The 20,494-nt window shown below is 73.7% G+C and carries 19 protein-coding genes and 2 pseudogenes; 4 read left to right on the forward strand and 17 right to left on the reverse strand.

Annotated elements, in window-relative coordinates:
* Nucleotides 1-45 precede the first annotated feature (45 nt).
* Both aztD and BMW62_RS16300 read left to right on the forward strand, forming a co-directional pair.
* Entirely contained in the window at nt 46-1,338 is a 1,293-nt protein-coding gene (gene aztD, locus BMW62_RS16295; RefSeq protein WP_091932916.1) for a zinc metallochaperone AztD, read from the forward strand.
* Nucleotides 1,335-2,207, forward strand: coding sequence for a metal ABC transporter substrate-binding protein (locus tag BMW62_RS16300; RefSeq protein ID WP_091932919.1), 873 nt, complete (start codon nt 1,335-1,337; stop codon nt 2,205-2,207). The genes aztD and BMW62_RS16300 overlap by 4 nt, the downstream gene beginning before the upstream one ends.
* Before the next feature lie 55 nt (nt 2,208-2,262).
* On the opposite strand, the gene ppdK is transcribed toward BMW62_RS16300, so the two are convergent.
* The 3 genes from ppdK to dusB all read right to left on the reverse strand — a co-directional run bounded on the left by ppdK (nt 2,263) and on the right by dusB (nt 6,716).
* Nucleotides 2,263-4,962, reverse strand: a complete 2,700-nt coding sequence (gene ppdK / locus BMW62_RS16305) for a pyruvate, phosphate dikinase (protein WP_091932922.1) — start codon at nt 4,960-4,962, stop codon at nt 2,263-2,265.
* A 156-nt stretch (nt 4,963-5,118) separates the two neighbouring features.
* Entirely contained in the window at nt 5,119-5,559 is a 441-nt protein-coding gene (locus BMW62_RS16310) for an Rv0361 family membrane protein (protein WP_091932925.1), read from the reverse strand.
* The gene (gene dusB, locus BMW62_RS16315; protein ID WP_170852428.1) at nt 5,556-6,716 is read right to left on the reverse strand and encodes a tRNA dihydrouridine synthase DusB; all 1,161 of its coding nucleotides are present in this window, start codon (nt 6,714-6,716) and stop codon (nt 5,556-5,558) included. Before dusB ends, BMW62_RS16310 begins: the two co-directional genes overlap by 4 nt.
* A 212-nt stretch (nt 6,717-6,928) precedes the next feature.
* On the opposite strand from dusB, the gene BMW62_RS16320 reads away from it, so the two are divergent.
* Nucleotides 6,929-7,999, forward strand: a complete 1,071-nt coding sequence (locus BMW62_RS16320) for a type IV toxin-antitoxin system AbiEi family antitoxin domain-containing protein (RefSeq protein ID WP_170852429.1) — start codon at nt 6,929-6,931, stop codon at nt 7,997-7,999.
* Between the two features lie 59 nt (nt 8,000-8,058).
* Here the strand turns inward: BMW62_RS16320 and BMW62_RS16325 are convergent, their stop codons facing one another.
* The 7 genes from BMW62_RS16325 to BMW62_RS16360 form a co-directional block, all read right to left on the reverse strand.
* Nucleotides 8,059-9,456, reverse strand: a complete 1,398-nt coding sequence (locus BMW62_RS16325) for a glycine--tRNA ligase (protein ID WP_091932930.1) — start codon at nt 9,454-9,456, stop codon at nt 8,059-8,061.
* A gap of 481 nt (nt 9,457-9,937) precedes the next feature.
* Nucleotides 9,938-10,213: an antibiotic biosynthesis monooxygenase family protein gene (locus BMW62_RS16335; protein WP_091932933.1), complete on the reverse strand. Its 276-nt coding sequence runs from the start codon at nt 10,211-10,213 to the stop codon at nt 9,938-9,940.
* A 72-nt stretch (nt 10,214-10,285) separates the two neighbouring features.
* Nucleotides 10,286-10,825, reverse strand: a complete 540-nt coding sequence (locus tag BMW62_RS16340) for a hypothetical protein (RefSeq protein WP_170852430.1) — start codon at nt 10,823-10,825, stop codon at nt 10,286-10,288.
* Between the two features lie 348 nt (nt 10,826-11,173).
* The gene (locus tag BMW62_RS16345; RefSeq protein ID WP_091932938.1) at nt 11,174-11,938 is read right to left on the reverse strand and encodes an isoprenyl transferase; all 765 of its coding nucleotides are present in this window, start codon (nt 11,936-11,938) and stop codon (nt 11,174-11,176) included.
* Nucleotides 11,928-12,719, reverse strand: coding sequence for a DNA repair protein RecO (recO, locus tag BMW62_RS16350; RefSeq protein ID WP_091932941.1), 792 nt, complete (start codon nt 12,717-12,719; stop codon nt 11,928-11,930). Before recO ends, BMW62_RS16345 begins: the two co-directional genes overlap by 11 nt.
* Before the next feature lies 1 nt (nt 12,720).
* Nucleotides 12,721-13,635, reverse strand: a complete 915-nt coding sequence (gene era / locus BMW62_RS16355) for a GTPase Era (RefSeq protein ID WP_091932944.1) — start codon at nt 13,633-13,635, stop codon at nt 12,721-12,723.
* Between the two features lie 68 nt (nt 13,636-13,703).
* Nucleotides 13,704-13,901: a hypothetical protein gene (locus BMW62_RS16360; protein WP_091932946.1), complete on the reverse strand. Its 198-nt coding sequence runs from the start codon at nt 13,899-13,901 to the stop codon at nt 13,704-13,706.
* 131 nt (nt 13,902-14,032) lie between these two features.
* Here BMW62_RS16360 and BMW62_RS16365 point away from each other — a divergent pair, with 131 nt between their 5' ends.
* Nucleotides 14,033-14,620: a hypothetical protein gene (locus BMW62_RS16365; protein WP_139206292.1), complete on the forward strand. Its 588-nt coding sequence runs from the start codon at nt 14,033-14,035 to the stop codon at nt 14,618-14,620.
* On the opposite strand, the gene BMW62_RS16370 is transcribed toward BMW62_RS16365, so the two are convergent.
* From BMW62_RS16370 to BMW62_RS16395, 7 genes and pseudogenes are all read right to left on the reverse strand, one after another.
* On the reverse strand, nt 14,617-14,949 hold the full coding sequence (locus BMW62_RS16370; protein WP_091932951.1) for a cytidine deaminase: 333 nt from the start codon (nt 14,947-14,949) through the stop codon (nt 14,617-14,619). The two genes, BMW62_RS16365 and BMW62_RS16370, sit on opposite strands and share 4 nt — an antisense overlap.
* A gap of 84 nt (nt 14,950-15,033) precedes the next feature.
* A complete protein-coding gene (locus tag BMW62_RS16375) occupies nt 15,034-16,395 on the reverse strand; it encodes a hemolysin family protein (protein ID WP_091932953.1) in 1,362 nt (453 codons plus the stop codon).
* Nucleotides 16,392-16,895, reverse strand: a complete 504-nt coding sequence (gene ybeY / locus BMW62_RS16380) for an rRNA maturation RNase YbeY (RefSeq protein ID WP_091932956.1) — start codon at nt 16,893-16,895, stop codon at nt 16,392-16,394. Before ybeY ends, BMW62_RS16375 begins: the two co-directional genes overlap by 4 nt.
* A gap of 5 nt (nt 16,896-16,900) precedes the next feature.
* A pseudogene (locus BMW62_RS23515) lies at nt 16,901-17,257 on the reverse strand (PhoH family protein); the annotation flags it as partial.
* Between the two features lie 279 nt (nt 17,258-17,536).
* Nucleotides 17,537-18,955 (reverse strand): annotated as a pseudogene (locus BMW62_RS23520) (PhoH family protein); the annotation flags it as partial.
* 265 nt (nt 18,956-19,220) lie between these two features.
* The gene (locus BMW62_RS16390) at nt 19,221-20,042 is read right to left on the reverse strand and encodes an enoyl-CoA hydratase/isomerase family protein (RefSeq protein ID WP_091932958.1); all 822 of its coding nucleotides are present in this window, start codon (nt 20,040-20,042) and stop codon (nt 19,221-19,223) included.
* Between the two features lie 49 nt (nt 20,043-20,091).
* On the reverse strand, nt 20,092-20,451 hold the full coding sequence (locus BMW62_RS16395) for a histidine triad nucleotide-binding protein (protein WP_211435165.1): 360 nt from the start codon (nt 20,449-20,451) through the stop codon (nt 20,092-20,094).
* Nucleotides 20,452-20,494: the final 43 nt, after the last annotated feature.

The following is a 20,494-nucleotide window of genomic DNA, read 5'->3' on the forward strand; positions in this document are numbered from 1 at the left end:
CTGATTAAGATCGCGGAGTCCCGTCCACTCCGTGAAGGAGCACCCGTGCGCCCCCTGGCCGCCCTACGCACCACCGCCCTCGCGGCGGTCGTCCCCCTCGCCGCCGTCACCGGCTGCGCGTCCACCGACCCCGGCGGCACCGTCGCGCCGGCGTCGGAGACGCCCGCCGCCGCTGGCCCGACCGAGGTGGGAGCCGGCAAGCCACGCCTGGCCGTCACCTACGACGGCGGGCTGCTGGTGGTGGACGCCACCACCCTCGAGGTGCTCGCCGACGAGCCGCTCGACGGCTTCAACCGGCTCAACCCCGCCGGCGACGGCCGTCACTTCCTCGTCACCACCCAGGGCGGGTTCCGCCTCCTCGACGGCGGGGCCTGGGCCGAGCCGCACGGCGACCACTCGCACTACTACACCGCCGACCCCGGGCTGACCGACGTGCTCTTCGAGGCCGAGAAGCCCGGGCACGTGGTCGCCCATGCCGGCCGCACCGTCCTCTTCGACGACGGCACCGGGCAGGTCACCGCCTTCGACAGCGCGCACATCGCCGACGACGACGTCGAGGTCCGCCGGTTCTCCACCCCGGAGGCCCACCACGGCGTCGCCGTCGAGCTCGAGGACGGCACGATGCTGGTCTCCGAGGGCACCGAGGAGGCGCGCAGCGGCGTCCGCATCCTCGACGCCGACGGCGAGGAGATCGCCGCCCGCGACGACTGCCCCGCCGTGCACGGGGAGACGGTGGCCGCGGACGAGGCGATCGTCATCGGCTGCCAGGACGGCGCCGTGCTCTACACCGGCGGCGAGCTCACCAAGATCCAGAGCCCGGATGCATACGGCCGCATCGGGAACCAGCTCGGCACCGAGGACTCCCCCATCGTGCTCGGCGACTACGAGCGCAGCGCGGAGGACCGCTCGAGCACCGTCGCACTGATCGACACCACCACCGCGGAGCTGCGGCTGGTCGACCTGCCGGCCCCGTACTGGTACCGCTCCTTCGGCCGGGGCACGAACGGCGAGGCCCTGGTCCTCACCTACGACGGCGCGCTGCAGATCGTCGACCCGGTGTCCGGCGCCATCACCCGCTCCATCCCCGTCACCGGCGCCTGGGAGGAGTCCGAGGACTGGCAGGACCCGCACCCGCAGGTGGTCGTGGTCGACGGCATGGTCTACGTGACCGAGCCGGCCACCCAGCAGATCCACGCGGTCGACATCGAGGGCGGGGAGGTCTGGAAGAGCGCCGACCTGGGGGTGACGCCCAACGAGCTCGGCGGGGTCTCCGGTGACGTCGAGGAGCACGCCGTCCACGCGCACGACGGCGGGGAGCACGACGAGGGCGGCAGGTGACCGGCGCCGGTGCCGCGCGGAGGGCAGCCCTCGCCGGGCTGCTCCTCTGCGCGGTCCCCGGCTGCGGCGCGGACCCGGCCGGGGTCGCGGACGAGACGCTCGACGTCCTCGTCTCCTCGTACCCGCTGCAGTACGTCGCCGCTGAGGTCGGGAGCGAGCACGTGGCGGTCGCGAACCTGACACCCCCCGGTGGTGACACGCACGGGCTGGAGCCGGCGCCCCGCGACGTCGCGGCGCTGGGCGAGGCCGACCTCGTCGTCCACCTCTCCGGTGGGCTGCAGCCGGGCGTCGACGAGGTCCTGGCGCAGCAACCGCCGGAGCACCTGGTGGACGCCGCCGCCGTGGCCGACCGGGGGCCGGACCCGCACTTCTGGCTCGACCCGCTGCGGCTGGCCGAGCTCGGGCGGCAGGTCGCCGACGAGCTGGCCGCGGTCGACCCCGACCACGCGGCGGACTACACCGCGTCGGCCGACCGGCTGGCCGGCTCGCTGGCCGAGCTGGACCGGGAGTACGCCGAGACCCTGGCGCCCTGCCGGGGCGCCACGCTGCTCGCCACGCACGAGGCGTTCGGCTACCTCACCGACCGGTACGGGCTGCGGCAGGTCGGGGTGGCCGGCCTCGACCCGCAGGTCGAGCCCCCGCCGAGCCGGGTGCGGGCCGCCGCCGACGCGGTCCGCGAGTCGGGAGCGCGCACGATCTTCTTCGAGACGGCGGCCGGCTCGTCGGTGGCGGAGGTGCTCGCCGCCGAGCTCGGGCTGGAGACCGACGTGCTGCACCCGATCGAGCGGGTGACGGCCGAGGAGAGCTATCCCGGGCTCATGGCCGCCAACCTGGCGGCACTGGAGCGCGGCCTCGTCTGCAGCGGCTGACCTACGGCGAGTCCCCGGCCGGCTACCGACCGGCCGGGGACTCGCGCGCCACCCCTCAGGAGCCTGCGCGCTCCGCGCCGAGAGCGGCCCGTCCGGCCTCCAGCCGTGCCACCGGCACCCGGAACGGCGAGCAGGAGACGTAGTCCAGGCCGACCTCGTGGAAGAAGTGCACCGAGTCGGGGTCGCCGCCGTGCTCGCCGCAGACGCCGAGCTTGAGGTCCGGCCGCGCCGCCCGGCCGCTCTCCGCGCCGATCCGCACCAGCCGGCCGACGCCGTCGCGGTCCAGCGACTCGAACGGCGAGATGCCGAAGATGCCCTTGTCCAGGTACTGGTGGAAGAACGCGGCCTCGACGTCGTCGCGGGAGAAGCCCCACGTCATCTGCGTGAGGTCGTTGGTGCCGAAGCTGAAGAACTCGGCGTGCTCGGCGATCTCGCCGGCGGTCAGCGCGGCGCGGGGCACCTCGATCATGGTGCCGATCAGCGGGCGCACGTCGATGCCGCACTCCTCGCAGACCTCGGCGAGCACGCGCTCGGCCTCCTCGCGGATGGCCTCCAGCTCCTGCACCGCCCCCACCAGCGGGATCATGATCTCCGGGCGCGGGTCGCCGCCGGCCCGCTTCCGCTCGCAGGCGGCCTCGGCGATGGCGCGCACCTGCATGGCGAACAGGCCCGGCACGACCAGGCCCAGCCGCACCCCGCGCAACCCCAGCATCGGGTTGGACTCGTGCATGCCGCGGACGGCGGCCAGCAGCCGCAGGTTGCCCTCGTCGGGCTCGCCGCGCTCCTCGGCCACCGCGACGCGCACCGACAGCTCGGTCAGGTCGGGGAGGAACTCGTGCAGCGGCGGGTCGAGCAGCCGGACGGTGACCGGCAGCCCGTCCATCGCCTCGAAGATCTCCAGGAAGTCCTGCTTCTGCAGCGGCTCCAGCGCGTCCAGCGCGGCCTGCCGCTCGTCGTCCCCGTCGGCCAGGATCAGCTTCTCCACCAGCTGCCGGCGGTCGCCGAGGAACATGTGCTCGGTACGGCACAGCCCGATGCCGCGGGCGCCGAAGCGGCGGGCGCGGGCGGAGTCCGCCGGGGTGTCGGCGTTGGTGCGCACGTCCAGCCGCCGCACCTCGTCGGCGTGGGTGAGGATCCGGTGCACGCTGCGCACCAGGTCGTCGGCGTCCTCGGACTCCGGGTCGAGCTCGCCCTCGAAGTAGCGGACCACCGACGAGGGCTCGACCGGGACCTCGCCGAGCCACACCTTGCCGGTGGAGCCGTCGATGGAGACGACGTCACCCTCCTCCACGACCGTGCCGTCGGGGGCGGTGAACCGCTTCGCCTTCGTGTCGACCTGCAGCTCCTCGGCGCCGCAGACGCAGGTCTTCCCCATGCCGCGGGCGACGACGGCGGCGTGCGAGGTCTTGCCGCCGCGGCTGGTCAGCACGCCCTCGGCGGCGATCATCCCGGAGAGGTCGTCGGGGTTGGTCTCCCGGCGCACCAGCACGACCTTCTCCCCGCGGTCGGCCCACCGCACGGCCTCCTCCGAGGAGAACACGGCCTTGCCCACGGCGGCGCCGGGCGAGGCGTTCATCCCCTGGGTCAGCTGCTGGGCGTCGCCACCGGAGACGAACCGCGGGAACATCAGCTGGGCGAGCTGGTCGCCGGTGACCCGGCGGACCGCCTCGTCCATGTCGATGAGGCCCTCGTCCACCAGCTGGGTGGCGATGCGGAACGCCGCGCCCGCGGTGCGCTTGCCGACCCGGGTCTGCAGCATCCAGAGCTTGTTGCGCTCGACGGTGAACTCGATGTCGCACAGGTCGCGGAAGTGGGACTCGAGCCGGCTCATGATGCCCATCAGCTCGTCGTAGGCGCCCTTGTCGATCGACTCGAGATCGGGCAGCGGCACGGTGTTGCGGATGCCGGCGACGACGTCCTCGCCCTGCGCGTTCTGCAGGTAGTCGCCGTACACGCCCTGCTCGCCACTGCCCGGGTCGCGGGTGAACGCCACCCCGGTGCCGGAGTCCATGCCGAGGTTGCCGAACACCATGGCGACGACGTTGACCGCGGTGCCGGCGTCGCCGGGGATGCGCTCCCGGCGACGGTAGAGGATGGCCCGCTCGGAGTTCCACGAGTCGAAGACGGCGTTGATCGCCAGGTCCATCTGCTCACGCGGGTCCTGCGGGAAGTCCCGGCCGGTGTGCTCCCGGACGATCGCCTTGAACCGGTCGACGACGTCGCGCAGGTGGTCGGCGCTGAGGTCGAGGTCGGACTCGGTGCCCTGCTCCTCCTTGACCGCGTCGAGGGCGTCGTCGAAGAGCTCGCCGTCGATGCCGAGCACCGTCTTGCCGAACATCTGGATGAGCCGGCGGTAGGAGTCCCAGGCGAAGCGCTCGCTGCCGGACTGCCCTGCCAGACCCTGCACGGAGTCGTCGTTGAGGCCGACGTTGAGGACGGTCTCCATCATCCCGGGCATGCTCGCCGCCGCCCCGGAACGGACGGAGACCAGCAGTGGGTCGGCCGGGTCGCCCAGGGTCTTGCACATCGCCTTCTCCAGCGCCGTCAGGTGCTCGCTGACCTGCTCGCCGAGCTCGGGCGGGGTGCCGCCGTGCTCCAGGTAGTGGCGGCAGGCGTCGGTGGTGATGGTGAAGCCGGGCGGCACGGGCAGGCCCAGGTTGGTCATCTCGGCGAGGTTGGCGCCCTTGCCGCCGAGCAGGTCCTTCTGGTCCTTGCTGCCCTCGCTGAAGTCGTAGACCCACGTCACGCCTGCCATCCGCGCACCTCCGCGTCCGCCCGTCCCCGGGGCCCGATCACCTGGGACAACAATGCCGTGCGGAGCAGACGTCCTAAACGTCCACCCGGGCGGCGTCCGTCGATCGTGGCGCACGGGCCGTGTCGGCGCGAGCCCTCTCCGGCGTGGCGCCGGCGGTCAGCTGATCCCGCAGACGCGCGGGCCGTCCTCGTTGACCACGGCCAGCCGCACCGATCCGCCGCCCTCCCAGCGGACCGTGACCTGCTGCACCCGGGCGCCCTCGCGGGCGTCGTCCTGCACCTCGGCGACCTCGGCCGCACCCGGGCGCAGGTACTCGTCCTCCATGCCGGTCACGTTCAGGCGCGCCTGCTCCTCCTCGCAGAGCAGCCCGTACGCCGTCTCGGTGTCGCCGTCGGCGAGCGCCGCCAGGAACACCCCGGTGACCTCCTCGGCCTGGTCGGCGGGGGCGCCGCGCACCAGGTACAGGACGCCGACCATGGCGAACGCCAGCACGACGGTGCCCACGAGCAGCCCGATCAGCCAGCCCTGGCGGTTGCGCGGCGCGCCGGTGTGCAGCGGCGCCGGGCCGTCGTCGTAGAGGAAGGGGCCCTGCGTCATCCGCCGCTCGTCTCCAGTTCAGCGCCCGCCGGGGGACGGGGGTCGTCGCGGTCGTCGAGCCAGCCCTCGGGCAGGGCGACGGGGCGCGGGGTGCTGGTGCGCCCGCGCGGCGCGCCGAGCACGGCGGTCGGGTAGGGCTGGTCGGGGATGCCGGCCAGCAGCTCGGCCAGCTCGTCGAGGCCGCTCACCATCGCCAGCGCGCGCCGGGTGCCCGACCCGACCGAGAAACCCTTGAGGTACCAGGCGACGTGCTTGCGGAAGTCGGTGCAGCCGTGCACCTCGCCGTGCTCCGCCGACAGCAGCTCGGCGTGCCGGTGCATGATCGCCGCCACCTCGCCGAAGGTGGGCAGGGCGCGCTCGCTGCGGCCGGCGAACGCCGCGGCGAGATCACCGAACAGCCACGGCCGGCCCAGGCACCCGCGGCCGATGACGACGCCGGCGCACCCGGTCGCTCCGACCATGCGCAGCGCGTCGTCGGCCTCCCAGATGTCGCCGTTGCCCAGGACCGGGATGTCGACGGCCTCCACCAGCCGGGCGATCGGCGCCCAGTCGGCGGTGCCGCTGTAGAGCTGGTCGGCGGTGCGGCCGTGCAGCGTGATCGCGGCGGCGCCCTCGTCCTGCGCGATGCGGCCGGCGTCGAGGTAGGTCACGTGATCGGCGTCGATGCCGATCCGGGTCTTGATGGTCACCGGGACGTCGCGGGCCGCGCGCACCGCCGACCGGACGATGTCGCGCAGCAGGACCCGGCGCCAGGGCAGGGCCGAGCCGCCGCCCTTGCGGGTCACCTTGGGCACCGGGCAGCCGAAGTTGAGGTCGATGTGCGCCGGGCGGGTGCCCGCAACCCCCTCGTCGACGAGCATCTCGACGGCGCGCCCGACGGTGGCCGGGTCGACGCCGTAGAGCTGGACGGAGAAGGCGTCTCTCTCGTCGGCGGTCGCGCGGATCATCCGCAGCGTCTTCTCGTTGCGCTCGACGAGCGCCCGCGTGGTGATCATCTCGCAGACGTAGAGGCCGGCGCCGAACTCGCGGCAGAGCGTGCGGAACGCCGGGTTGGTGATGCCCGCCATCGGCGCGAGCACGACGGCGGGGTCGACGGTCAGCGCCCCGAGCCGCAGCGGCGGGAGCGCCGTCGTCATCGGCTCGAGCGTGGCGGTCATGCCACCCAGAGTAGGTGGCGACCCTCGGCCGCACCGTGAGCCGGACGGGCTTATGGGAAGCCGCGCCACGGCAAGGCTCCCCATCGGGTGACGCGGCGTCTCACTACCACTCGGGCCGCAATCGCGGCCCATCGTCGTCCACCGCCGCCCCCGCCGTCCCCATCCTGCTCGATCTGCTGCCCGGCGCGGCGGTGCCACCCGATCGTCGGCCCGTGCTCTCACCACCGCGACTCCCGCTGTCCGTCGACGCACCCGTGCGGCACCGGCTGGGCATCTTCACCACCGCCGACCTGGCCGCCCGCGGGATCGGCGAGAGCGAGATCCGCAGCGCCGTCCGCACCGGGACGTGGGTGCGGCTGCGCACCGGCGTCTTCGTGACCGCGGACGACCTCGCCGAGGTCGAGCGGACCGATCGCCGTCCGGGACTCGATGCGCTGGCCGTGGTCGTCGGCCTGGACCGGAGGTCCGCCGTTCTCAGCGGCAGCACGGCGGCGTGGATGTGGGGCCTGCCCCGGCCCTTGTCCGAACCGGCGCACGTGCAGCTCACCGATCCGCAGAGGTGGCGCCGCGGTCGGGGCTGGCTGATGACCCGAGCCGCGCTGCCGGACGACGAGGTCACGGTGCGGGGCGCGTACCGGGCGACGACGGCGGCCCGCACCGTGATCGACGTGGCACGCGCCTGGCCCGAGGTGCACGCGGTTGCCGCCATCGACGCGGCGTTGCTGCGGGGCCTGACCACGCGCGAGGAGCTGGCGCGCGTGCTCGAGCGGCAGGCCCGGGTGGCCGGTGTCCCGCGGTCGGTCCGCGCGGTCGAGCTCGCCGATGGCCGGGCCGAGTCCTGGCTGGAGACCTGGGGGCGGCTGACCTTCGCCGCGCTTCGACTGCCCCCGTTCGTCCCGCAGGTGGAGCTCTGGGTCGACGAGAGGCTGGTGAAGGTCGTCGACGGTTGGTACCCCGGGGCCGGCCTGGCGATCGAGTTCGATGGGCGGGTCAAGTACCGGCGAGCGCGCTACGGGCGGACACCGGAGGAGGAGCTCTGGCGGGAGAAGCGCACCGAGGACGAACTTCGCTCGTTCGGTGTCCGTTTCGTCCGGGTCACGGCGGAGGATCTGCGCCCCGACCGCCGTCCAGACCTCGACCGCCTCGTCCGACGACAGCTGTCCAACGGCGGTTCCCGGGTGCGCGACGTCGTCGAGGTGCCGCGGGCGGAAGGGCGCTGGCGAGGGGACGCCGCCGGCGACGACGGCTGGCTCCCGCGCGCTGACGACCGCGTCGGCAGGTGAAGCCGGCTGACCTGATGGGGAGCCGCGCCGTAGCGCGGCTCCCCATCAGCCGGGGTGGCTCAGCAGCCGGGGAGCCGCGCTGCGAGGTAGGACTCGACCTGGTCCAGGGCTACGCGCTCCTGGCTCATCGAGTCACGCTCGCGGACGGTCACCGCCTGGTCCTCGAGAGTGTCGAAGTCGACGGTGAGGCAGAACGGCGTCCCGACCTCGTCCTGGCGCCGGTAGCGGCGGCCGATGGCACCGGCGTCGTCGAAGTCGACGTTCCAGTTCCGCCGCAGCGCGGCGGCCAGGTCGCGGGCCTTGGGCGAGAGGTCGGCGTTGCGCGACAGCGGCAGGACGGCGGCCTTCACCGGCGCCAGCCGCGGGTCCAGCTTCAGCACGGTGCGGGTGTCGACGCCACCCTTGGCGTTGGGCGCCTCGTCCTCGGTGTAGGCCTCGACGAGGAAGGCCATGAGGGAGCGGGTCAGCCCGGCCGCCGGCTCGATGACGTACGGCGTCCAGCGGGAGTTGCTGGCCTGGTCGAAGTAGGACAGGTCGGTGCCCGAGTGCTGGGTGTGCGTGGACAGGTCGAAGTCGGTGCGGTTCGCGATGCCCTCCAGCTCACCCCACTCCGAGCCCTGGAAGCCGAAGCGGTACTCGATGTCGACGGTGCGCTTGGAGTAGTGGGAGAGCTTCTCCTTGGCGTGCTCGTAGTGCCGCAGGTTCTCCGGGTCGATGCCCAGGTCGGTGTACCAGCGGGTGCGCTCGTCGATCCAGTACTGGTGCCACTCCTCGTCGGTGCCGGGCTCGACGAAGAACTCCATCTCCATCTGCTCGAACTCGCGGGTGCGGAAGATGAAGTTGCCCGGCGTGATCTCGTTGCGGAACGACTTGCCGATCTGGCCGATGCCGAACGGCGGCTTCTTGCGCGCGGCACCCATGACGTTGGCGAAGTTGACGAAGATGCCCTGCGCGGTCTCCGGGCGCAGGTAGTGCAGCCCCGACTCATCCTCGACCGGGCCGAGGTGGGTCTTGAGCATCATGTTGAAGTCGCGCGGCTCGGTCCACGCACCCTTGGTGCCGCAGTTCGGGCAGGCGATGTCGGCCAGGCCGTTCTCGGGGGCGCGGCCCTTGCGCGACTCGAACTCCTCCTCGAGGTGGTCGGCGCGGAACCGCTTGTGGCAGCTCTGGCACTCGGTGAGCGGGTCGGTGAAGACGCCGACGTGCCCCGACGCGACCCAGGTCTGGCGCGGGAGGATCACCGAGGAGTCCAGGCCCACGATGTCGTCCCGGCTCTGGACGACGGTGCGCCACCACTGGCGCTTGATGTTCTCCTTGAGCTCAACGCCGAGCGGGCCGTAGTCCCAGGCGGAGCGCGTACCGCCGTAGATCTCCCCGGACGGGAACACGAACCCCCGTCGCTTGCAGAGGTTGACGACCTTGTCGAGGCGGGCGGCGTCGTGCTTGGCGGTGCTCACGGGGAGGGGGCTCCATCCGGCTGGCGGTCGGCGGTTGACCTGCCCACGGTAGTTGGCCGGGAGCGCGGCGCCCTCAGTCGGTGGCCGCGGCCGGCTGCCCGGCCGTCCCCGGGCCGAACAGCAGCGCGAGGGAGGCCCGGATCTCGGCGTGCCGCACGAGGAAGGCCCGCTCGTCCAGCCGCTTGCGCCGCAGCCACGCGGGTGAAGGACCCCGTCCTCCCCACCCTTCGCACGCTCAGGGCGGGCCCCGGGACGGGGCCGCGCGGCACAACGCCCACGAGGCAGATCGGGAGCACGCAGTCGCGCTGCAGGGGCCGGCCGATGGCCCCGCAGTACGCGCACCCGCCCCACGCGTGCTCCAGCGCGGCCCACTGCGGGGCGCTCAGGTCGTGCTCGACGGCGTCCATGCGGCGCTTGCGCCGGCGGGCGTACCGGGCGGTGCGGGTGCGGCTGACCACGGCCCGACCGTAGGTGCTGACCGTCATTCGGTCAGGTAGGCGCCCGGCTCGTCGAGGGCGTGCACCCAGACCGGCGCACCGGCGATCTTCACCTCGGCCGCCGAGAGCCCCCGCCGGTAGGCACCCACGCCGTCCCACCGGGTCACCAGCGCCCACAGGGTCGGGTCGTCGGCGGCCCGGCCCAGCTCGCCGCCGCGGAAGCCGGGCCGGGCGCCCAGCGCCTCCAGCAGCCCGGCCACCGCCTCGGCGAGCGCCCCCGCCTCCTCCGCCGTCACCCGCAGCCGCGTCACCGCGAACACCCGTGCACTCCCCCGTCCAGCCGTCGTCGGCGTGCTCCGTCACCGTCCCGCCCCGGGCGGCATCCACCCCGGTCAGTAGAAGTCGCAGACCGTCCTGTCGGCGTCGACGTGCACCAGCAGCAGGAACGGCTCCCCGTCGTCGAGCTCCAGGGTGAAGGAGGCCATGTCGGTCACGGACTCCGCCTGGTGCTCGATCCCGTCGAAGGTGCCGCTGGTGAAGCCCTGCCCACCCAGGGTGACGCTCTGGAAGTAGTCGCCCAGCACCTGCGCCGAGTCCTCGTCCGCCGCCGCGGCGGCGGACGCCCCTTCCTGCACCTCGGAGCAGGAGAGATCGTAGGCGGTCTGGAAATCGCCCCGGCCGATCGCCTCCACCCAGGTGAGCGCCACCGTGCCCGGACCGAGGAGCTCCCCCTCGTCCGCGGGGAGGGGCCCGCCCATCCGGGCGCCGTCGGGCAGCTGCCCGGTCCCGCCGACGGGCGACGTCGACGACCGGGCCGGCTGCTCCTGCTGCCCGGTGGTCAGCACGGCGGCCTGCTCGGCACCGCGTCGCTCGGCGTCACCACCACCCAGCAGGAAGACCAGCAGGGTGCCGAGACCGGCGACCAGCAGCACCGCGGCACCGATCAGCCACGGCAGCAGGGTCCGCTTCCGCGGGCGACGAGGAGACTCCCCCGGCCCACCGCCGTGCCCGGGCGGGCCGTACGGCGGCGGCCCGGCCGGCGGGTGCTGGCCGTACCCTCCCGGCTGCCCCGGGGGCGGACCGACCGGGGCGGCCGGGAACGGCGCATCCGGCGGGGCCCAGCCACGCGCGTTCCCGGCCGACCCCTGCCGCCCGTCCGGATCCGGCGGGCCGGCGCGGTGGCTCCCGGAAGGTGGCTGCGTCATGGCGGTCGCTTCTCCGCTCGGTACCTCGTCCGGCCGGTTCGGGCCGTCGAGCGGAGACGTTACGTCCGGGTCGCGTCAGGCGGAACCGAACCGGCGCTGCCGCGAGGCGAACTCCTCGCACGCCGCCCACAGGTGCCGCCGGTCGAAGTCGGGCCAGAGCGTGTCCAGGAAGACGAACTCGGCGTAGGCGGACTGCCACAGCAGGAAGTTGCTGGTCCGGTTCTCCCCCGAGCTGCGCACGAAGAGATCGACGTCCTCCATGTCGGGCTCGTCCAGGAAGCGGGCGACCGTGGACTCGTCGACCTTGCCCGGGTCCAGCCGACCGGCGGCGACCTCGCGGGCGATCGCGGCCGCGGCGTCGGCGATCTCCGCCCGTCCGCCGTAGTTCACGCACATGGTGAGGGTGAGGACGTCGTTGTCGCGGGTGAGCTCCTCGGCGATCTCGAGCTCCTTGATGACGCTGCGCCACAGCCGCGGCCGGCGCCCCGCCCAGCGGACCCGCACCCCGAGCTCGTGCATCTCGTCACGGCGCCGGCGGATCACGTCGCGGTTGAAGCCCATGAGGAAGCGCACCTCCTCGGGGCTGCGCCGCCAGTTCTCGGTGGAGAAGGCGTACGCGCTGATCGCCCCGACGCCCAGCTCGATGGCGCCCTCGACGCAGTCGAAGAGCGAGGACTCCCCCGCCTCGTGCCCGGCGGTGCGGGGCAGGCCGCGAGAAGAGGCCCAGCGGCCGTTGCCGTCCATGACCAGCGCGATGTGCCGGGGCACCTTGTCCGGGGGCAGCTGCGGCGGGCGTGCACCGGACGGGTGCGGGTTCGGGGCCTTGACCTCACGCCTCATGCAGCAGGCTCATCTCCCGGCGGGGCGCCGACTCGGTGCGGTCCACCAGCGGCAGCGAGCGCAACCCGCGCTCCAGGTGCCACTGCAGCAGCGCGGCCACCAGGCCGCTGCCCTCCCGCCGGTTGGTGCCCTGGCTCGCCTCGGCCCGGGGCCAGTCACCGGTCAGCAGCGCGTCGAGCAGCTCGATGGTGACCGGGTTCGGCATGGCCGAGCCTGCCGGGCGGCAGGCCGGGCAGACGGTGCCGCCGGCGGGCACGGAGAAGTGCCGGTGCGGGCCGGCCTCGCCGCAGCGGGCGCAGTCGGCGAGCGCGGGCTCCCAGCCGGCCACCGACATCGCCCGCAGCAGGAAGGCGTCGAGCACCAGCGGCGCGGGGTGGGCCCGCTCCCCCAGCGCCCGCAGGGCACCGACCACGAGGAGGAACAGCCGCAGCGAGGGCTCCTTCTCCTCGGCGGTGAGCCGGTCGGCGGTCTCCAGGACGGCGGTGCCGGCGGTGTAGGCCGGGTAGTCGGCGACGATCTCCTGCCCGTAGGCGCGGATCGACTCCACCTGGCTCACGATGTCCAGGTTGCGGCCGGTGTAGAACTGCACGTCGACGTGGGTGAACGGCTCGAGCCGGGCGCCGAACTTGCTCTTGGTCCGGCGCACGCCCTTGGCCACCGCGCGCACCTTGCCGTGCCGCCGGGTGAGCACGGTGATGATGCGGTCGGCCTCGCCCAGCTTCTGGGTGCGCAGGACGATGCCCTCGTCCCGGTAGAGCGCCTTGGGGGTGTGTGCGCTCACGTCAGTACCCGAGCCGGTTGAGCTTCTTCGGGTCGTCCTGCCACTCCCCGAGGACGGTGACGTGCAGCTCCAGGTGCACCCGGGCGCCCAGCAGCGCCTCCATGCCGTGGCGCGCCTCGGTGCCGATCGCCTTGATGATCGACCCGCCCCTGCCCAGCAGCATCGGCTTCTGGCTGGGCCGCTCGCAGTGCAGCAGCGCGTGCACCTCGACCAGCTCCCGCCCGGTCTGCTTCGGGTCGGGACGGCGGTTCAGCTCCTCGATGGTGACCGCGAGGGAGTGCGGCACCTCCTGGAACACCTTCTCCAGCGCCGCCTCGCGCACCAGCTCGGCCAGCTGCCGCTCGGTGTCCTCGTCGGTGGTCTGCTCCTCCGGGTAGAGCGGCGGCCCCTCCGGCAGCAGGCCCACCAGCAGGTCCTCCAGGAGCTCCACCTGGTCGCCCTTCACCGCGCTGACCGGCACCACCTCGGCGGCCTCGACCAGCTGGCTGGCCGCGATCAGCTGCTCGGCCACGTGCTTCTTCGCCGCGGCGTCGGTCTTGGTGACCACGACGACCACGGGCGCCTTCACCTCCTGCAGCTGGCGGGCGATGAAGCGGTCACCGGTGCCGACGGGCTGGTCGGCCGGGACGCAGAAGACGACCACGTCGACGTCGGCCAGCGTGTCGCGCACGACGTCGTTGAGCCGGCGACCCAGCAGGCTCTTGGGCTTGTGCAGCCCCGGGGTGTCGACCAGCACGACCTGCCCGCCGGGCCGGTGGACGACGCCGCGGATGGCGTGCCGGGTGGTCTGCGGCCGGTTGCTGACGATGCCGACCTTCTCGCCGACCATCGCGTTGGTCAGCGTGGTCTTGCCGGCGTTGGGGCGCCCGACCAGGGCCACGAAGCCGCTGCGGTAGGGCTGGTCAGGGTCGGTCACACCGGTCAGTCTCCCACCGGTGGCCGACAACACCGCGCCCCGGCGGGCCACGGCACGGCGGGGCACGGTCAGGACCAGGGACGGCCGATCCGGTCGCGGCGCCCCGCGTCGAGCCGGGCGAGCTCCCGGGCGCCGGACAGCACCTCGCGGGCCAGCCGGCGCCCGGCCTCGGGCCAGGAGGACGCCGGCACCCCACGCCTCCCGGCGGGGCGGGCGAGCGCCCGCAGGACCAGGAGGAGCAGCAGCAGGAAGAGCAGCGTCGTCACGGCTCGACGGTCCCCTCCCGTGCACCCCGGCGGAAGTGGCAGGGACGACGGTCTGCGCAAGGTTCCTGCCACCCGGCTGCTCGCGCTCCCCCCGGGGCCGGGCCTCCGCTCCGGCTGGGACGATCGGTCCCGTGCCAGGACGACAGCGGGACAGGGCGCGGCCACCCCGCGCGGCGGCGGACCGCGCCCGGCGGTCGCACGTCGAGCAGGTGCGCGGGCACCGCTTCATCGCCGGCTGGGGGCCGAAGCGGTCGGCGACCGTCGTCCCCGCACCGCTGCGCTACTGGCAGTACCGGCCCGGGGGCCCGTTCGCGGCCGGCGCCGCCGTGCTCGTCGTCGTCCTCTGGTTGGGGCTGTTCGGCTGGCTCGCCGGCGGGGCGGCCGTCCGCGAGGAGCTGCCGCTGGCGCTCGTCGCGGGTGTCGCGGTGTACGTGCTCAACACCCGGCGGGTCACCGTCTCCGACCACGGGCTGTCGTTCGACGTGGCCGGGAGCCGGACCGACCCGGCCGACGTCGTCCCCTCCGTGCTGGTGCAGGAGGTGCACGCCGGCCCCGCCCCGGCGGACTGGCCGCCGGCGGACAGGCGTGGCGGGTGGTGGCCCGGGCGCACCCGGGTCGCCGTCCGGCACCTGGGCGACGACGGCGAGCGGGCGCTCACCGTGTGGCTGCGCGACCCGGCAGCCTTCGCCGACGCCCTCGGCGTCCCGCTGACGCGCTAGGCGGAGTCGCGCAGGGTGCCGTCGGGGCCGGCCAGGTGCACGGGCGCGCCGGCGGTGAGGTCGCGGACGGCGGCCAGCCCGGCCGGCTCCACGGCCTCGGCCGCGGAGACGACGACGGCGGCCTCCAGCCCCTCCACCCCGCTGGAGACGGCGGCGGCGACGGCGGCCTGGAGCGCGGTGAGGGTCAGCGACGGCAGCGCCACGCTCGCCGCCACGTAGGTGCGGCCGTCGGTGTCGCGCACCGCGGCGCCCTCGGTGGCGCCGGTGCGGGCGCGGGCCGAGCGGGCGAGGGTGACGAGCTTCGCGTCCTCGGGGTGCAGATCAGCCACAGAGTCATCCTCGTCCGGTGGGTCGGCCGTCCTGCAGGGGCCCGCCGCGAGCCTGCGAGCGGTGGGGGGCAGGAGGGTCCTTTCTCAGCCTTCCACCACGCCGGCAGGCTGCTCCGCGCGGGTGGCCCCCGACGCGTGCGGCCCGTCGGCGCCCTCGTCGCCGTCCTCCGACGGCTCCGGCAGCCGGCACACCAGCATGGTGTCGATCCGGTTGCGCCGCCCGCCGGTGCTCTCGGCGACCAGGCGCAGACCGGCGACCTCGGCCGCCGCGCCCTCGATCGGCACCCGCCCCAGCTCGCGGGCGAGCAGGCCGCCGACCGTCTCGACGTCGTCGTCCTCGGTGAGCTCCACGCCCGGGAACAGCTCGGCGAGGTCCTGCACGGGGAGCCGGGCGATGACCCGCACCGAGCCGTCCTCGAGCTGCTCGATCTCCGGGCGCTGGAACCTGTCGTGCTCGTCGGCGATCTCGCCGACGATCTCCTCGAGGATGTCCTCGATGGTCACCAGGCCGGCGAAGCCGCCGTACTCGTCGACCACGATCGCGATGTGGATGCGCTGCGCCTGCATGTCCCGCAGCAGCTCGTCGACCGGCTTGGACTCCGGGACGAACGTCGGCGGGCGCATCAGCTCCTCGACCTTGGGCCCGCTGCGGTCCTGGGCGTTCTGCGAGCGGCGGACCAGGTCCTTGAGGTAGACGACGCCGACGACGTCGTCCACGTTCTCGCCGATCACCGGGATCCGGCTGAAACCGCTGCGCAGCGCCAGGGCCAGCGCCTGCCGCACCGTCTTGCCGCGCTCGATCCAGACGACGTCGGTGCGCGGGACCATGACCTCGCGGGCGATCGTGTCGCCCAGCTCGAACACCGAGTGGATCATGTTGCGCTCGCCGGACTCGACCACGCCGCGCTCCTCGGCCATGTCGACCAGCTCGCGCAGCTCGACCTCGGAGGAGAAGGGGCCGTCGCGGAAGCCGCGGCCGGGGGTGATCGCGTTGCCGACGAGGATCAGCAGGCTCGCCACCGGGCCGAGCACCCGGCCCAGCAGCCGGATGATCCCCGCCGTGGCCAGCGCCGTGCCGTACGCGTGCTGGCGGCCCAGGGTGCGCGGGCCGACGCCGACCAGCACGTAGCTGACCACGGTCATGACCCCCGCCGCCGCCAGCACCGCCTGCAGGGTGCTGTCCCACAGGTCGAAGAAGAGCAGCGCGACGATCACCGCGGCGACCATCTCGCAGAGGATGCGCAGCAGCAGGAGCAGCGCGACGTGCCGCGCCCGCTCGGCGACGACCTCCTCCAGACCCGCGGCCCGCTTCACGCCGTCGCGGCGCAGCTCCTCCACGCGCGCCTTCGAGACCCGCTGGAGGGCCGCTTCCATCGCGCCGAACAGGCCGGCGAGGGGGATGAGGCAGATGGCGACCACCAGGCTTGTGATCGCGCCGGTAGTCATCGGGGACCGGTCTCCTTGGCCACCGGTGCACCGGTCACCGGCTCGCGCGGAGCCGCCCGCCAGGCGTCGATCAGCTTGCCCTGGAGGCCGAACATCTCCTTCTCCTCCTCGGGCTCCATGTGGTCGTAGCCCAGCAGGTGGAGGACGCCGTGGGTGGCCAGCAGCACCAGCTCGTCGTCCATCGAGTGCCCGGCGGCGCGGGCCTGCCGGACGGCGACGGCGGGGCAGAGCACGATGTCGCCGAGCAGGGCGGGCCCGGGCTCGGGGTCGTCGGGCCGGCCGCTGTCGAACTCGTCCATGGGGAAGGCCAGCACGTCGGTCGGGCCCTTCTCGCCCATCCACCGCTCGTGCAGGCTGCTCATGTAGTCGGGGTCGACGCAGAGCACGGACAGCTCGGCCATCGGGTTGATCTTCATCTCGCCGAGCACGAAGCGGCAGACGCCGGCCAGCTCGGCCTCGTCCACCGCGATCTCGGACTCGTTGGACACCTCGACGGGCACGGTGGTCAGCTCCCCTGCCGGCGTGGCCGGGCGGTACGGGCCGGCGCACCGGCGGCCGATCGGGTGGTGGGCGCCTGGCGGGTGGCGTCCCAGCGCTCGTAGGCGTCGACGATGTCGCCGACCAGCCGGTGGCGGACGACGTCCCCGCTGGTCAGGTTGGCGAAGTGCACGTCTTCGATGCCGTCGAGGATCTCGCGGACGATCTTCAGCCCGCTCTGCGCGCCCCCGGGCAGGTCGACCTGCGTGACGTCACCGGTGACCACGATCTTCGAGCCGAAGCCGAGCCGGGTGAGGAACATCTTCATCTGCTCGGCCGTGGTGTTCTGCGCCTCGTCGAGGATGACGAACGCGTCGTTGAGGGTGTTGTGGGTGACGAGGAAGTCGTCGGTCACGTACAGCGAGTCCTGCGCGCCCACCTGGATGCACATCGTCTCCATCTCGCCCACCGGCTCGATGCTCTCGATGAAGCGCATCGGCCGACCGCCGCCCGCCGCGTCGTAGGCCTGCCGCTTCCGCTCGAGGCGGAAGGGCTGCACGCCCTCGGGCAGGCGGATGTCCAGCACGTGGGCATCGGTCCTGCAGGGGACGTCCCGGCCCAGCGCCCGCCCGGGCCGGCGGCCTTCGGCCGCCCGGACGCGTGAGTAGACGACGCCACCCAGGGAGCGGACGAGGAACGTCACGTCGTCGCGCAGCCGCGTCGAGGTGGTGGAGTACTGGACGCGGCAGGTCCGCCCGCGCTGCGACACGGGACCGCCGTCGGTGTCGAGGAGACCCTGGAGGACCGCGAGCCGGACGTCTTCCGAGTTGTGCAGGTAGACCTCGGGGACGAACTTGGTCGCCGACCTGGTCCCGGCGAGGCCGAGCTCGCGGATCGTCTCGGTCACGGGGTTCGCGATCCGCAGCCCGCCGCGCCCACCATCGAGGTGCCGCAGGGTGTAGTCGTACCCGCCCTTGTGGTGGACTTCGATGCGGTCGAGAGCAGCCTCCAGGGCGACGGCGAGCTCAGGATCGGCGGTCGCGAAGGCGGGGGTCGTCGTGGTGGTCAGGCACCCGTCGCCGAGGAGCAGGCCCAGGGCGTACGGATCCAGCGGCACCTCTTCGGGCTCGAGCTGGACCGGCTGCACCACGGGCAGCTCGTACCGGTGCGCGTGCGACCACCGCAGCCGGCCGATCATCTCCTGGGTCTCCAGGGTGCGGGACGTCCCGCGACATCGGTCGTTCGGCGTCCGCACCGTCCAGAGGTGCTCGCCGCACGCGAGCGTCGAGCCGCCGTCCTGGGTGGTGACGCGGTACACCTGCTTGCGCCCCTGCGGGTACACGCCCAGGACCGGGGTCGGGGTCCCGTCGGAGCCGATCACCAGGTCACCCACCTGCAACGTGCCGATCGGCATGAAGCCGTTGGGAGTGAGCACCTTCGCGTCGTACGGCTGCGCACGGCCGCGCATGTAGGCCAGCGGCGCGACCTCGATGGTGCCCGACTGCATCAGCCGCGGGATCGACTCGGGGTCGACCATGTCGTGCAGCGCGTCGTAGAGCGGCCGCAGGTACGGGTCGATCTTCTCCGAGAGGGTGCCGGGCAGGTAGCCCAGCCGCTCCCCCGCCTCGACGGCCGGCCGGGTCAGGATGATGCGGTTGACCTGCTTGGTGGTCAGCGCCTGCACCGCCTTGGCCATGGCCAGGTAGGTCTTGCCGGTACCGGCCGGGCCGATGCCGAAGACGACGGTGTGCTGGTCGATGGCGTCGACGTAGCGCTTCTGGTTCAGCGTCTTGGGCCGGATCGTGCGGCCGCGACGGCTGATGATGTCCAGGCTCAGCACGTCGGCCGGGCGCTCGGCGCCCCCGGCCTTGAGCATGCCGATGACCCGGCGCACCGAGTCCGGCCGGAGCACCTGGCCGGTGCCCAGCAGGGCGATCAGCTCGTCGAAGACGCGGACGGCGAAGGCGTTGTCGGCCGGCTGCCCGGTGACGGCGATCTCGTTGCCGCGCACGTGGACGTCGGCGTCGAGCTCACCCTCCACGAGCCGGAGCAGCTCGTCGCCCGAGCCGAGGAGGGCGACCATCGAGACCCCGTCGGGCACGGTGATCGTCGCCCGGACGGGGGCGGTGGACGGGGTGGGCGGACCGGCGAGCGTGCCGTCCGCCGCGGCGGCCTGCGCCGAGGCCTCACGCGACGTGGGCGCTCCTGGCACGGGGACGTTCGGGGAGGTGTCGGGCAAGAACCCTCGACCCTGCCTTCCTGCGACGGCGAAGTGCGGACATCCGCACTGGTGACCCGCTCGACTCTACCCGCGCGGGGCTTCCCGGAACCCGCGTCGCCCGAAGGGGTCAGCGCCCGGTGTAGGTGGCCTTGCCCGGCCCGTCCGCGAGAAAGGAGGCGACGGCGCCGCGGAGGTCGTCGGTGGCGAAGAGCGGCCCGGAGATCTCCGGCACCAGCGCGTCGGCCGCGCGGGCGCCCTCGCGGACGGCGACGGTCGCCAGCCGCTTGGTGGCCGCGTGCGCCACGGTGGGCCCGGCCGCGACCCGGCGCGCGTACTCCCGCGCCGCCTCGGCGAAGCCCTCGTCGGGGAGTACCCGGTTCACGACGTTCCACCGCTCCAGGACGGCGGCCGGGTAGCGCCCGCCGGTGTAGACCAGCTCCTTTGCGCGGGCGGGGCCGGCCCGCTCGGCCAGCCGCTGGGGCCCGCCCATCGAGGGGGTGAGGCCGACGACGATCTCCACGAGGCCGAAGGAGGCCTTCTCGGCGGCCAGCAGGATGTCGCAGGACAACGCGAGCTCGAAGGCGGCGGTGAGGCAGAGCCCGTGCGCGGCGAAGACGGTGGGCACCGGGAGGTCCTCGAAGGCGTTGGCCACGCGCAGCAGCCGGGCCCACAGCTCCGCGCCGCGCTGGGCCGGCTCCGGCCCCTCGGCGATGTCGCGGAAGTACGTGACGTCCACCCCGCCGGAGACCACCTTGCCGCGCGCCTCGACCAGCACGGCTCGGGCGCGGTCAGCCCTGGCCGGATCGGTGAGCTGCACCAGCTCGGCGGCCACCGCTTCCATCGCGTCGAACGTCGCGGCGTCGAAGAGGTTCAGCGGCGGGTTGTCCAGGACGACGACGGCGACGTCGCCGTCCCGCTCGATCCGGAGGGGGGCTGCGGCGTCGGTCATGCGCCCACCTTCTCAAGCCGCACCGGGCCGGGCAGCACGACCCCGTCGATCAGCCGGGCGGCCAGCCGAGGCTGCGGCCGCCGAGCACGTGCAGGTGGAGGTGGTCCACCGACTGGCCGGCCTGCGGGCCGGTGTTGGTGACGACCCGGTAGCCCGGCTCGTTGCCGTCGCCGGCGACGAGGCCCTCGCCGACCGCCACCGCGTGCGCCCCGGACACGACCTCGCCGAGCAGCCCCGGGTCCGCGGCCGCCAGCGCACCGACGTTGCGGTGGTGCTCCTTCGGGATCACCAGCACGTGCGTCGGCGCCTGGGGGTTGATGTCGCGGAAGGCGAGCACCCGGTCGGTCTCGTGGACGACGTCGGCGGGGATCTCACCGGCGACCATGCGGCAGAACAGGCAGTCGGTCACCCTGTCGACCCTATAAGGACCCCGTCCCCCTCACCGTTCGCAA

The sequence above is a fragment of the Blastococcus sp. DSM 46786 genome (genome assembly GCF_900109665.1).
Lineage (GTDB): Bacteria > Actinomycetota > Actinomycetes > Mycobacteriales > Geodermatophilaceae > Blastococcus > Blastococcus carthaginiensis.